The organism is Geomonas agri (genome assembly GCF_020179605.1).
GTDB classification, from domain to species: Bacteria; Desulfobacterota; Desulfuromonadia; order Geobacterales; family Geobacteraceae; genus Geomonas; species Geomonas agri.
Map to the genome: position 1 here is coordinate 229,191 of NZ_JAINZO010000002.1, position 12,166 is coordinate 241,356.

At 61.2% G+C, this 12,166-nt stretch carries 13 protein-coding genes; 3 read left to right on the plus strand and 10 right to left on the minus strand.

The window, feature by feature from the left end; genetic code table 11:
* Positions 1–41 precede the first annotated feature (41 nt).
* The 3 genes from K7R21_RS12440 to K7R21_RS12450 all read right to left on the minus strand — a co-directional run bounded on the left by K7R21_RS12440 (position 42) and on the right by K7R21_RS12450 (position 3,903).
* On the minus strand, positions 42–383 hold the full coding sequence (locus K7R21_RS12440; RefSeq protein WP_224983639.1) for a hypothetical protein: 342 nt from the start codon (positions 381–383) through the stop codon (positions 42–44).
* 99 nt (positions 384–482) lie between these two features.
* The gene (locus K7R21_RS12445; protein ID WP_224983640.1) at positions 483–1,262 is read right to left on the minus strand and encodes an endonuclease/exonuclease/phosphatase family protein; all 780 of its coding nucleotides are present in this window, start codon (positions 1,260–1,262) and stop codon (positions 483–485) included.
* A gap of 172 nt (positions 1,263–1,434) precedes the next feature.
* Positions 1,435–3,903, minus strand: coding sequence for a methyl-accepting chemotaxis protein (locus tag K7R21_RS12450; RefSeq protein ID WP_224984895.1), 2,469 nt, complete (start codon positions 3,901–3,903; stop codon positions 1,435–1,437).
* Between the two features lie 274 nt (positions 3,904–4,177).
* Between K7R21_RS12450 and K7R21_RS12455 the strand changes: the two genes are divergently transcribed.
* The gene (locus K7R21_RS12455) at positions 4,178–5,422 is read left to right on the plus strand and encodes a bifunctional alpha/beta hydrolase/OsmC family protein (protein WP_224983641.1); all 1,245 of its coding nucleotides are present in this window, start codon (positions 4,178–4,180) and stop codon (positions 5,420–5,422) included.
* Between the two features lie 106 nt (positions 5,423–5,528).
* Positions 5,529–5,705, plus strand: coding sequence for a hypothetical protein (locus K7R21_RS12460; RefSeq protein WP_224983642.1), 177 nt, complete (start codon positions 5,529–5,531; stop codon positions 5,703–5,705).
* Positions 5,706–5,769: 64 nt separating this feature from the next.
* Here the strand turns inward: K7R21_RS12460 and K7R21_RS12465 are convergent, their stop codons facing one another.
* From K7R21_RS12465 to K7R21_RS12495, 7 genes are all read right to left on the minus strand, one after another.
* Entirely contained in the window at positions 5,770–5,895 is a 126-nt protein-coding gene (locus tag K7R21_RS12465) for a FeoB-associated Cys-rich membrane protein (RefSeq protein WP_224983643.1), read from the minus strand.
* Between the two features lie 2 nt (positions 5,896–5,897).
* On the minus strand, positions 5,898–8,111 hold the full coding sequence (gene feoB, locus K7R21_RS12470; RefSeq protein WP_224983644.1) for a ferrous iron transport protein B: 2,214 nt from the start codon (positions 8,109–8,111) through the stop codon (positions 5,898–5,900).
* Positions 8,108–8,335, minus strand: a complete 228-nt coding sequence (locus K7R21_RS12475; protein ID WP_199390792.1) for a FeoA family protein — start codon at positions 8,333–8,335, stop codon at positions 8,108–8,110. Before K7R21_RS12475 ends, feoB begins: the two co-directional genes overlap by 4 nt.
* Before the next feature lie 4 nt (positions 8,336–8,339).
* Entirely contained in the window at positions 8,340–8,594 is a 255-nt protein-coding gene (locus K7R21_RS12480; RefSeq protein WP_224983645.1) for a FeoA family protein, read from the minus strand.
* 66 nt (positions 8,595–8,660) lie between these two features.
* Positions 8,661–10,094 (minus strand): carbohydrate porin, encoded by a 1,434-nt coding sequence (locus K7R21_RS12485; protein WP_224983646.1) that lies wholly within the window; start codon positions 10,092–10,094, stop codon positions 8,661–8,663.
* Between the two features lie 235 nt (positions 10,095–10,329).
* Positions 10,330–10,779: a Fur family transcriptional regulator gene (locus K7R21_RS12490; RefSeq protein ID WP_224983647.1), complete on the minus strand. Its 450-nt coding sequence runs from the start codon at positions 10,777–10,779 to the stop codon at positions 10,330–10,332.
* A 273-nt stretch (positions 10,780–11,052) separates the two neighbouring features.
* On the minus strand, positions 11,053–11,502 hold the full coding sequence (locus tag K7R21_RS12495) for a DNA-processing protein DprA (RefSeq protein WP_224983648.1): 450 nt from the start codon (positions 11,500–11,502) through the stop codon (positions 11,053–11,055).
* 207 nt (positions 11,503–11,709) lie between these two features.
* Between K7R21_RS12495 and K7R21_RS12500 the strand changes: the two genes are divergently transcribed.
* The gene (locus K7R21_RS12500; RefSeq protein WP_224983649.1) at positions 11,710–12,156 is read left to right on the plus strand and encodes an Hsp20/alpha crystallin family protein; all 447 of its coding nucleotides are present in this window, start codon (positions 11,710–11,712) and stop codon (positions 12,154–12,156) included.
* Positions 12,157–12,166 lie beyond the last annotated feature (10 nt).

Sequence of the window (12,166 nt, forward strand, 5' to 3'; positions counted from 1 at the left end):
CCCTTTTTTATTGGTGGCGCGATGTGTGGAAAGCGGGGCGACTAGACGGTATCCAACAGGTGGCCCCATTCATCCTTCATCTGGATCCGGTGCAGGGCGTTCAGGCCGTTCACCTCGTAGAAGATCTGGTCCGCCTCCTCCTGGGAGAGGCCGACCTTGGGACGCACCCCCATCCAGTGGCTGAAGTTGCCGGAGGGGGATTCCAGCGGGCGCGGCAGCGGCGGCCCCGGCTTGTACTTCTTCTCCACGAAGATCGCCGCCTCGTACTGGCGGCCGTGCTTCACCAGGCAGATTTCCAGCAAAGAGCCCGTGTTCTGCAGCACGCGCTCGATGATAACTTCCTGCACTTCCATATCGTTCGGCATCTCCGTGTATTCGCTCATAGCTTCTCTCCGTTTCCCCGCTGCGGGGCATGTGTTTAATCCTTCCCTCTCTTCGGCCGGGACGGCCATGAACTTTAGGTCTTTTGGAAACTTTCGGTGCTACTTCACTGACGTCCCATCCTGCTCCGGGCAAGCCAGGCGCAGCTTTACGATGAGCGGCAGGTGGTCCGAGGCGACCTGGGTCAGCTTGGTGCGCGGGATCGTTTCGCTTTCCACCGCGAGGTCCGGCGAGATGAAGATGTGGTCGAAGCGGACGATGGGCATTTGGCTCGGAAAGGTGAACTGGGTATGGCCGAATTTGAGTCGCTCCTGCTCGTCCTGCAGCGCGTTCCTCAGGCGCTTGTGGATGCTCCAGCTGGGGAGGGCGTTGAAGTCGCCGCAGAGCACCATCGGGGGACGGCAGTCGGGATGGGCCAGCCACTCGGCACCGGTCAGAACCTTCGCCTGGTAGTTGCGCTCCTGGGGGGTAAGCCCGAGGTGAGTGTTCACCACCTGCAGTTTCTGCCCGTACAGGTCGATCTCCACCCACATCACCCCGCGCGGCACCATGGTCCGGTAGCGGTTCTCCGGGTGCAGCCCCCCTGCCCGGACCAGCCGCATCGGAAAGCGGCTGAAGACCACGTTGCCCCAGCGTTCCCTCTCCAACTGGTAGTGCACGTCCCTTCTCATCACCAGGGCCAGTTCGTGGGCGAGGTCCTGGCAGGCGCCCCCGATCTCGGGCCGAAAGCGCGCACCGGGAAGCTCCTGGAGCGCCACGATATCGGGCTGATAGGTTTCGATCACCTCCGCGATGCGCGCGGCCGAGGTGTGCCGGTCATTGCCGGTCAGCCGGTGCACGTTGTAGGTCATGACGGTGAAGGTGCCATCGTTTGCAGACATACCAGCCGCCCTTTCTTGTACCGTAGAACCCTGAGTAAAAACAACGACAGGAATTATACCGGGTTTTATCAGCACTGTCGGATGGGAGTTGGATGGCAGCGGGACAAAAAAGGGGCGAATGATTATTCGCCCCTACGGTTGGAAACGGGATTGTGGTTCGGCGGTGGGATCCTTACTCCTTGGAGGACGAGACGTCGAAGCGGTCAATCTCGTTTTGCAGCACGGCGATCTGGTCGGCTAGGGCCGAGGTACTCTCGCCGAGGACCTTGACCGCACCGAGGTTGCTCTCGGTTGCCGACTTGATGCTCTCCACCGCCGGCAGCACCTGGTCGGCGCCCCTGCTCTGCTCGTCGCACGCCCTCTGGATGCGGCGGATCATCTCGGTGATGTTCTCGGTGGAGTTAGCGATGAAATTGCCCACGTTGCTCTGCTCGCGGGTGGAACTCTTCACCTGCTCGGTGAGCATCTTCATCTTTTCCACCGCGTTCAGGACAAGACTGCTCCCCTCCCCCTGCTCGCGGGTGGAGATCGCAATCTGGCGCACCATGGTGGTCACCTTGTCGGTGGTCTCGCGGATCATCAGGCTACCGCGCGCCTGCTCGGCCGTGGCCCGGGCGATGCCGTTGACCTGCTCGGTCGCCATCTGCACGCCGGCGACGATTTTCTCCAGCGCCTCGCCCGATTTCCTCGACAGTTCCTCCCCCTGGGCGATGTTCTGCTCCGCCTGCCGGATGGCGCCGACAGCCCGGTCGGTCTCCTCGAGAACCCCGTTGATGACCTCGGAAATCTTCCTGGTGGATGCGCTAGTGCGCTCGGCAAGCTGCTTTATCTCGCCGGCCACGACCGCGAAGCCCTTGCCGTGCTCGCCGGCCTGCGCCGCGATGATGGCGGCGTTGAGCGCCAGCAGGTTGGTCTGCTCGGCCACGTCGTCGATGACCGAAAGGATGGTGCCGATGTCGCCGGCACGCTGAGAAAGGGTAGCAATAACCTCCGAAGTGATGCGCGAGGAAGCCTTGATGGCGCTGATACCGAGGATGGTCGACTCGACCGCGCTCTTGCCCACCTCGGCATCCTGCTTGACCACCTCGGAAATCTGCACCGTACTCAGTGCGTTCTTCTCCACGTCCTTGATCGAGCTGTCCATCTGCACAATGGAGGATGAGTTGATGCTGGCTTCTTCGAGAAGCAGGTCCGCGTTTCTCCCCACCTGCTTGATGGAGGCGGCCATCTCGATGATGGCGGAGCCGACCTCGTCCACCTGCTGGGCCAGTGCCTCGGCGTTCAGCGCGACTTCCTCGACGCTGGCAGCCATCTCGAGCACCGACGAGGAGCTCTCGGACGCCGACTGCGACAGCCCCTCCACCGCCTGTGCCACCCCCTTAATTGAGGCGGTGATCTGGGCCATGGCGCTGGACGCCTCGTTGACCGAGGTGGACTGCTGTTCGGCGGCCAACACCACCGTGCCGGAAACCTGCATCAGGTTCTCGGAAACGGCGCCCAGCTCGTTGCTGGAGTGGCTTACCTGGCGCACCATAAGGGCGAGCTTGTCGGTCATGGCGTTGAACTCCGTCGCCATGGCTCCGATTTCGTCCTGGGTTTCCACTTCGAGCCGGCGATTGAGACCCCAGGTCGAGGTGACCGAGACGATGTGCTCCTTGAGGGTGTTGAAGAGATCGAGGCTCGGTTTGAGCGACAGGTACAGGATGGTAATGGCGGCAAGGAGGATGGCGATGAAGATCGCCATCTGCGCCGCCACCCCTTTCCACATGGTCATGAACAGCGGGCTGATTTCCTTATGGGAGAAGATGACGCCGACGGTCCCCCCCGAGGCGTCCTTGACCGGGCTGATACCGACCAGGTACTTGCCGCCGCTGAGGGAAACGATGGCGATGCGGGGCTCCTTGAGCCCTTCGACCATATCGGGGCCGACCTTGGCGGCCAGCCCAAGAGCGACCGCCTTCTGGGTCGGGTAGAGGATCCGGAACGAATGCACCGCCTCGCTCTTCACCTCGGTGGACTTACTCTTCAGGAACTCCTCGGTGAGAAAGAGGGAGACGTCGTTGCCGGTGATCTGCTTCATCTGCTGGAAGACGTGGTCGATCTCCTCGGCCACCTCCATGTACCCCAGGGCGTTACCCCGGTAGCTGACCGGTTTCACGCAGCGCAAGGAGAAGAAGTTCTTCCCCATCTCCAGCCCCCAGCTCATCTGCTTGGTGGCCTGCGCTTTCAGGAACGTTTCCCGCTTCAGGATATCCCCATCCTGCTCCGGCTTGTGCGCCCGCAGCAGCACCTTGCCGTCGGGCTGGATGAAGTACATGTGGGTTATATTGTTGTTCTGCTTGATCTCGCTGAAGATGGGCTTGGCGGCGGCAAGCAGCGCATCCTTGTTGCCGGCGGCAAACGGCGCCAGCAGCACGTCGAGCTTATCCAGGCCGGCGTGAGCGCGGGCCAACCCCTCGGCGTCCCCTTTCAGGATCGCCTCGAACAGGCGGCCGCTGTTGGCAGCTTCGTCCTTCAGCCCTTCGCGCATCTGGTGCATCTGGTACTGGTAGGCGAACAGCCCCAGGATGGTGATACTGGCGACACACAAAGCGACAACGGAAACGACAACTCTCTTCTTGATGGACCACATGGCAAACATCATTCGACTCCCGATCAGCATCGCATTACAATAAAAAAATGGAGGTTACGTTTATAACTCATTCTTCTTGAAGAAAAAAGGGGGAAACCGTTACCGTTTTGTGATTTGAAACCCAATATTTGAACTTCAGCCGGCATGGAATTTTCGGGGAAAGCAACTCAGTTAAATTTTTTGTAACAATGGATTGACTCGATACAGCCGGCTATTATGATTTTCGAACCGGTCAAAGTAACTAGTAGGAACTACGGGCAGTATGGCCGTCCAGGAGTGCACCATGAACACGAAGAAAATCACCTTTACCAATGCCAACGGTACTAGGCTGGCGGCAAGGCTGGAGCTTCCCGACGACGAGCGCCCGGTCGCCTACGCCATCTTCGCCCACTGCTTCACCTGCTCCAAGAACATCAAGGCCGCGGTCAACATCACGCGGGCCATGAGCAGCCGGCGCATCGCCGTGCTTCGCTTCGACTTCACCGGACTCGGCGAGAGCGAAGGGGACTTCGCCGAGACCACCTTCTCTTCGCAGGTGAGCGACCTGGTGGCAGCGGCGGAGTTCCTGGAGCGCGAGTACGAGGCGCCGCGGCTTTTGGTGGGGCATTCACTGGGGGGCTCGGCGGTGCTCGTTGCCGCCGGTGCGATACCTTCGGCGACGGCGGTGGCCACCATCGCGGCTCCCTACAACCCGTCCCACCTGCGCCGCCTGCTGGGAGAGTCAGCCGAAGAGGCAGAGCGCCAGGGGGAAGCGACCGTCAACCTCGGCGGCAGCGACTTCACCATCCGGAAAAGCCTGCTCGACGACCTGGCGGCACAGCGACCGACCGAGACACTGGCCCATCTGCAGGGGGCGCTCCTGGTGCTGCATTCTCCCGCAGACACCATTGTGAAGATCGACAACGCGACCCAGATCTTCCAGGCGGCCCACCACCCTAAGAGCTTCGTCTCGCTGGGGAGCGCCGACCACCTGCTTTCCGAGGCGGCGGACTCGCGCTATGCCGGCGAGGTGATCGCCTCCTGGGCCATGCGCTATCTCGACGGCGTCGGGGCCGAGCCCGTGGCACAGCGGCAGTTTCTGGCCGCCGACAACAGGGTCACCGCCCGCACCGGGGCCGAAGGCTTCCGCACCGAGATCTTCGCCAACGGCTTCAACCTTACAGCGGACGAGCCGATCAGCTACGGCGGCAGCAACGAGGGACCCTCGCCGTACGAGTTCCTGATGGCGGGCCTCGCGGCCTGCACCACCATGACGGTGCAGATGTACGCCCGGCGCAAGGGGTGGCCGCTGGTCGAGGCGCTGGTGCGGCTGTCCCATCACAAGATCCACGCCGAGGACTGCCAGGATTGCGATTCCCAGGACCGTCGCCTGGACCAGTTCGTGCGGGAACTGGAACTGATCGGCGCACTGGACCAGGAACAGAGGCAGAAGCTTTTGGAGATTGCCGAGAAGTGCCCGGTGCATCGCACTCTCACCAGCGAGATCCGGGTGGAAACGAGGCTGAAGGAAAGCATGGTCGAGGTATAGAAAGGGAGACGACCTGCCACCGGCAGGGAATTTCCCTCAAGAGTTGGCTCCGCTTGCCGAAAAGAGGTGTAACGCCCGAGCTACGTGGGCGGCAGGAGGACACGTTATGGATGTAACCACCATAGCAACAATGCAGGTAGCAGGCGCCGCTGCCCTCGCCCAGCAGACGGCTTCCATGGCACTGATGAAGAACGCGGCCGCGGCCCAGATGCAGATGGCCAACATCCTGGCCCAGCAAGCCACGGCGGTGAACCCACCAGAGGGATTCTCCGTGTACGCCTGAATCAACCAACCATCGTCAACCGCAAAGGGCCGGGGAAATCCCCGGCCCTTGTCGTTTCGGCATACTACTTCTTGCAGCAACTCCCCCCTTCGCAGCCGCAGCATCCCTTCTTCTTCCACAGCGTAGCGTACAGGATGTAGCAGGCTCCGGCCACGATAGCGCCGGCAATGACCACATCGGCGACTCCCATTGTCAACCTCCCAAGCCCAGGTGACGTCCCCCCTGGTAGATGATGAGCGCTGCGGTCCACGCCAGTGCCGTCTGGTAGATCAGGCCCACGCCAGCCCATTTCCAGGTGCCGAACTCCTGCCGCATGGCCGCGATGGCGACAATGCACGGCATGTAGAGCAGGACGAAGGCCATGAAGGCATAAGCGCTAAGCGGGGTGAAAGCTCCCTGGATGGCGAGCTTCAGGCCGCCCTGGTCCTGCTCCTTCTCTTCGGCCTGGGGCAGGTAGAGCAGAGTTTTCACCGCAGTGACGCAGGCCGCGCCGAAGGAGGTGCCCACTTCCTTCAGGTCTTCCCGCACTGTCGGGACTTCCTTCTTCTCGTCCTTCTTGGGCGCGTAGATCTCGCCCATGGTCCCGACCACGATCTCCTTGGCGATGACGCCGGTGATCAGCGAGGAGGCGGCCTCCCAGTTGCCGAAACCCACCGGCTGGAACACCGGCGCGATGGCGGCGCCGGCCTGCCCCAGGTAGGAATCGCGCTTGTGCTCGACGCCCCAGGGGAGGTTCAACAGGAACCAGACCAGCACCGAGACGGCGAAGATGTAGGTACCGGCCTTGAACAGGAAGTGTTTCCCCTTCTCCCAGGTGTGCACGCAGAGGCTGTGCAGGCTCGGCATGCGGTAAGGGGGGAGCTCCATGATGAACATGGGCGCCTCGCCGCGGAACAGTGTCCTCTTGAAGACGAGCCCCATGCCTACGGCGAGCAGGATCCCCATCACGTACAGCGACCAGATCACGGTGCTCGAGTTCTTCGGGAAGAAGATGCCCACGAAGAGCACATATACCGGCAGGCGCGCGCCGCAGGACATGAGCGGTACCAGCAACGCGGTGAGCACCTTGTCCTTGGGGTTCTCCAGCGTGCGCGTCGCGTAGATGCCGGGGACGTTGCAGCCGAAACCGAGCAGCATCGGGATGAAGGACTTGCCGTGCAGGCCGATGGCGTGCATGGTGCGGTCCATTACGAAGGCCGCGCGGGCCATGTAGCCGCTCCCCTCCAGGAAGGTGATGAAAAACATCATGGCAAAGATGACCGGCACGAAGACCAGCACCGATCCCACCCCGGCGATCACCCCGTCGTTCACCAGCGACACGGTCCAGTCCGGCGCCCCGAGCGGGGTCAGGATGGCGGAGGCCCAGCGTTTGAAGGGACCGTCGGTCATGGCGCCGATCCACTTGCCGAAGGGGGCGGAGAGGTCGAAGGTGAGCTTGAACAAGAGCCACATGGCCGCCATGAAGATCGGGATGCCCAGGAAGCGGTTCAGCACGACCTTGTCGATCTTCTCCGTCAGCTCGGTCTGGCGCAGTTCGGGCTTGTGCAGCACTTCCCGGGTCAGGCCGGAGGCGAGCGAGTAGCGAGCGTCGGCCATGATGGACTCGACGTCCTCGCCGTGGACCCGCCTCAGGTGGTGCAGTGCCTGGTCCAGGAAGCCGAGGTTGTCCAGGTTCAGCTCCTTCATCACGTGGCAGTCCTGTTCCATCAGCTTCAGGAGCAGCCAGCGTTGCGGGTAGCGCTGCAACAGCGCGGGATAGCTGGTACTGAAGGCCTTGGCCAGGTAGTCGGAGGCGACCTCGATGTCTTCGCCGTAGTTGAGCTTTTTGGGAGCCCGCGGCTCCGGCGTGTCCGCCACGTGCAGCACCGTCGCCAGCAATTCGTCCAGGCCGGTTTTTTTGGTAGCCGAGGTGGGCACCACCGCGATACCCAGCATCTGCTCGATCGCCTTGTCATCGATCCGGTACCCTTTCTCCTGGGCCTCGTCGTAGATGTTGAGCGCCATCACCACCGGGATGCCCAGTTCCATGATCTGGACGGTGAGGTAGAGGTTGCGCTCCAGGTTGGTGGCGTCGACCACGTTGATGATCAGGTCCGGGCGCTGGTGCACCAGGTAATCGCGCGCCACGATCTCCTCCTGCGAATAGGGGGAGAGCGAGTAGGTGCCGGGGAGGTCCACCAGCCGGATCTTCCTGCCGCCGAACTCGAAGAGCGCTTCCTTCTTTTCCACCGTGACCCCGGCCCAGTTGCCCACGTGGAGCCTGGTGCCGGCGATGGCGTTGATCAGGGTCGATTTGCCCGAGTTCGGGTTGCCGGCCACCGCCACCGTGATGATGCGCGCCTGGGCGCCCTGGCCGGAGACCTCGCCGTCGAATTCCTCGTCCCGGTATTTCAGCTGCGTGCTCATCCTGCCACCTCCACCGCGATACCTTCGGCTTCCTTCTTTCTGAGCGACAGGTTGTAGCTCTTGATACTCACCTCGATGGGATCGCCCAGGGGAGCCACCTTGAGCACCTTGACGTCCTCCCCTACCAGCACGCCCATGTCCATGAGCCGCCTTTTCAGCGGACCGATCGATCCGATCGACGTGATCTTCCCCTTCTGCCCCGGTTTCAGCTTTGCCAGATTCATCACACTATCTCCTCACCATGATTTTCATCGCCATGCGGCGGGCCAGGGCGATCCTCGCCTCGTCCACCCTGAGCAGGATGGTGCTGCCGCCGTTGGTCAGCATCTCGACGTGTTTGCCGACGCGAAGCCCCATCTCCTCGACCCGGACCATGCTCTTTTCCTGTTCGGTGCTGCCGGTGCAGCCCGCCTCCCCCCTGCCGAACGCGATCTCGACGATCTCGCCGTTTTCTCCCGCGCTTAAAAGTCCCAGAGGTATCATCTGTGCTCCTTTTCCTGTTTCCGTCCCATGCCGCGCCTTCGGCGCCGCCCTTCTTGTTCCGCGTCTCTAGAAGCTGATCTTCGCGCGCAGGGCGAGCGCCAGCACGTTGTCGTTGCCGCTCAGGCCGGCGGGGTCGACTAGGTACTGCGCCACCGGCGAGATCTCGATCTGGTCGCTCACCTTGTACTTGTAATAGACCTCGGCCACCTTTTCCTGGGCATCGGCCACGGTCCCGGCCGCCTTCACCTGGCCGTAGGCGAAGCCAACGACGTCATCCTTGCGATCGGCGATGAGTCCCTGGTACTGACCGCCCGCACTCCAGGCGCACGTTGCCGCGTAGACGCCCTTGTCGCGCTGCCCGTAGCGGGCGAACAGGGTCAGCTTGTCGGTGACCTGCTGGTCGAAGCTGACGCCCAGGCTGTAGGCGTTTTTGGCGACCAGCTTGCCGGCCCCGTCAGCAGGTGCGCCATCGTAGGCACCGTAGATCCGGTAGTTACCCTCCAGCTCGCCCGCCTTGTGTTTGTAGTCCAACTCGGCGATGGCGACGCCGTGATTGAAGATATCGGCGCTGTCCGAGCTTCCCGCGCTGTCGGCGTCGCCGCTGCCGTAGCCGATACCGAAGACAAGCGGCTCCGCCAGCTTGGCCTGGATCCGCGCCCCCGGACCGTTGGCCGGGAAGGGAAGCACCACGGAATGGACAAAGGCGCCGGAGAGGAACTGGCTGTTTTCGTCGCCCGCGACGGCGTTGCTGTCGAAGTAGTTGGAGAGATCGACCTTGCCGGCGGTAAAGAGCAGGCGGTCGTTCAGTGCGGAGTGCTCAACCCACGCCTCGCGAAAGCGGACCCGGTCCCCGGTGGAGCCGGCCACGCCGTTCAGCCCGGAAAAGGAGGGCACCTTGGCGTCGACACCGTCGCCGCCGGTCGCCTCCACGTCGATGACTGCAATGGTGTTGTCACCCACCTTGAAGTTGAAGACCAGATCGGCACGTCCGACCACGTCCGTCGAGTCCTTGGGCTTGTTGCCGCTCGTCCCCTGCAGGACGCCCACCATCCCGCCCGAGAGGGAGATGTTCTTGGTGAGGGCGGTGAACCTGGTACCGAGATCCTCGTGGCGCGACTGGAAGGTCCTCGTCCCCACCAGGAGCATCTCGGCCCGCAGTTCCTCCTTGAGGTCGCTCAAGAGCACCAGGTCCTCCTTGGCCACCGCCTGGTTACCTTCCTTGACCACCTTCTCCGCCATCTTCTCGGTAAGAAGATGCACCGCGAGCGCCACGTCCATGCGGGAGCAGTGCGCCTTTCCTTCCTGGAACTCCTTCGAGAAGAGCCCCTCCACCTGGTACTTGTTGCCCAGGCGCATGATCTCCTGACAGGCCTTGACCTTGCATTCGACCTGCTCCGGCACCACCAGTTCGGGATGCAGCGCGAACGCCGCCCCCGAGGTAAGGAAAAGGTTCCCCAACAGGAACATGCCGGCCACGGTCATCTTCTTCGCTTTGAACATAGAATCTCCTCTTTCTCTCTTCTGCCAGTACGCCAGCTGCTGTCACCAGTTTCGGTAACTTGCTGTTTCAGCACATGGGTCTTTCTGTACCTGTATCCTCTTGTCGTCATCTATCAAAACTGAAAACCAATTTCACCCAATGGAGAAAAAAAAGACTACTCCCTTGAGCGCCGCCGAGTGTGCCTGACACTGTTGCGCCGCGAACTTTGTCTGTGAAATGGGGTGTTGTGAAAAGTCAGCCTTGTTGTGCCACGCAACTGTTGCAGACGCCGCGCAACTCGATCTTCAGCGATTGAATGTTGAATCCCATACTGCCGGCTACTTCAGCCTGGTGCTGTTCGACACTGCTGTTATCGAACTCCGTGACGGCGCCGCAGTCGGTGCACACCAGGTAATCGCGGCGCGTTCCCAGCCGCGCGACTTCATAGCGGGTCAATCCGTCGCCCAGGTTGATTTCCCGTGCTACTCCGGCGGCGGTAAAGAGTCGCAGCGCGCGGTAGACGGTGGCGTGACCGATAGTGGGATGCTTGCTCCGCAGGAGCAGGTACAGCTCGTCGATATGGGTGGAGCGGTCAAGGTCGAGAAACGCATCCAGGATCAGGTTGCGTTGCATCGTCCCCTTGAGCCCTTGCTTGGAGAGGAAAAGGTGAAACTGCTCTTTCACCTTCTGCTTTGTTTGGTTCACACATGCCTCTGTGGTACCGGAGGGAACCCTCCTGATTTTACATACAATGACATTCACTTTCAGACAATCAGCACAGCAATACACTGACAGGAACGCGTGGGATCGAGAGTGTTCCCCCAACGACGCTCCCCCGGCTAAACACTCGATTGACCGGGGATTGAAGCGGTTGACTGGATCAACGATGCGGTTGGTTTTGAAAGTTGTTTTCGTTTATAGAGAAGCAAGCGCGCATTGTCAATATTTTTATTTTTAGAATTTACCGAACCAGTGCTTTCACAGCAGGACGACCTTGGCATCGTAGCCTGAGCAAAGCCGTTCCAGGCTGCCTCCAGCGGAGGCGTGCGCTATGACAATGCTGTCGGCAAGGTCGATCATCATCTTGTTGCGCTGATAGCACTTCGACTCGCAGGGATGGCTCACGCTCTTGGCGTAGCGCGAGATCACCAGCAGGCGTCCCGCCGCCAGGTGTCGCTCCCATGCCGGGTCCAGCCTGCCGAGCCCCTGGGCCAGGGCGATGATGATAGGCTGGTTTCCCTGCAACAGTCGGCACAGCACCTCTTTCTCGATGGGCGAGTGATACCCCGAGATCACGCAGGTGCCGGCCAGGCGCTGCGCGTCGGCCCAGCGGTACGCTTTTTCCGCCGCCTCCTGGGGAAACTTGCGGGAACACAGGAACGCCACCTTGCGCAGCTCAAGCAATGCCTCGTTGCCGATCGAATGCATGCGCCACCCCCTTGGCATGATGGAAAAGTATATCCGGCCACCTCCATCCGGCCACACGCATGGTCCACCTCTGCGTCCTTTAAAATATTTAACCGTTTCAACTACCCGTAACATCCCCCTTTTTTCTCCACACGCCCCCCCTTGACATGGCAAGAACGATGATTATCTTACGCTCAGAAATTGACTCACCAAAAGGAGGTAATCCACATGGCAAGTTGGGATGTTTTCAGAGAACTGGACAATCTGAGAAGGGAGATCGACGAAGCTTTCCGCGGCGCCGGGATGAACCGCCCCTTTGGGCCGACGTTCCTCTCGCCGGTGACCAGCCGTCGGTTCCCGATGGTTAACTTCAGCGAGGATGAGGGCAACGTCTACGTCGAAGCCCTGGTGCCGGGGGTCGATCCCAAGGATGTTGAGCTCTCCGTACTGAGAAACACCCTCACCATCAGCGGCGAGCGCAAACCCTTTGCCGAAATAAAGGGGATCGTGCACCGTACCGAACTCGGCTCTGGCAAGTTTAGCCGCACCCTAGAGCTTCCGGTAGACATCGACGCCAACAAGATCACCGCGCAGTGCAAGGACGGCATCATGACCATAACCATGGCCAAGGCGGAACACGCCAAACCGAAAAAGATCGAGATCAAGCTTTCATAAGCTAGAACAT

What these genes read in the sequence shown, in the direction of transcription:
- K7R21_RS12440 (WP_224983639.1), bottom strand. Translation starts at nt 383, where the DNA reads ATGAGCGAATACACGGAGATGCCGAACGATATGGAAGTGCAGGAAGTT.
- K7R21_RS12445 (WP_224983640.1), bottom strand. Translation starts at nt 1,262, where the DNA reads ATGTCTGCAAACGATGGCACCTTCACCGTCATGACCTACAACGTGCAC.
- K7R21_RS12450 (WP_224984895.1), bottom strand. Translation starts at nt 3,903, where the DNA reads ATGTTTGCCATGTGGTCCATCAAGAAGAGAGTTGTCGTTTCCGTTGTC.
- K7R21_RS12455 (WP_224983641.1), top strand. Translation starts at nt 4,178, where the DNA reads ATGAACACGAAGAAAATCACCTTTACCAATGCCAACGGTACTAGGCTG.
- K7R21_RS12460 (WP_224983642.1), top strand. Translation starts at nt 5,529, where the DNA reads ATGGATGTAACCACCATAGCAACAATGCAGGTAGCAGGCGCCGCTGCC.
- K7R21_RS12465 (WP_224983643.1), bottom strand. Translation starts at nt 5,895, where the DNA reads ATGGGAGTCGCCGATGTGGTCATTGCCGGCGCTATCGTGGCCGGAGCC.
- feoB (WP_224983644.1), bottom strand. Translation starts at nt 8,111, where the DNA reads ATGAGCACGCAGCTGAAATACCGGGACGAGGAATTCGACGGCGAGGTC.
- K7R21_RS12475 (WP_199390792.1), bottom strand. Translation starts at nt 8,335, where the DNA reads ATGAATCTGGCAAAGCTGAAACCGGGGCAGAAGGGGAAGATCACGTCG.
- K7R21_RS12480 (WP_224983645.1), bottom strand. Translation starts at nt 8,594, where the DNA reads ATGATACCTCTGGGACTTTTAAGCGCGGGAGAAAACGGCGAGATCGTC.
- K7R21_RS12485 (WP_224983646.1), bottom strand. Translation starts at nt 10,094, where the DNA reads ATGTTCAAAGCGAAGAAGATGACCGTGGCCGGCATGTTCCTGTTGGGG.
- K7R21_RS12495 (WP_224983648.1), bottom strand. Translation starts at nt 11,502, where the DNA reads ATGCATTCGATCGGCAACGAGGCATTGCTTGAGCTGCGCAAGGTGGCG.
- K7R21_RS12500 (WP_224983649.1), top strand. Translation starts at nt 11,710, where the DNA reads ATGGCAAGTTGGGATGTTTTCAGAGAACTGGACAATCTGAGAAGGGAG.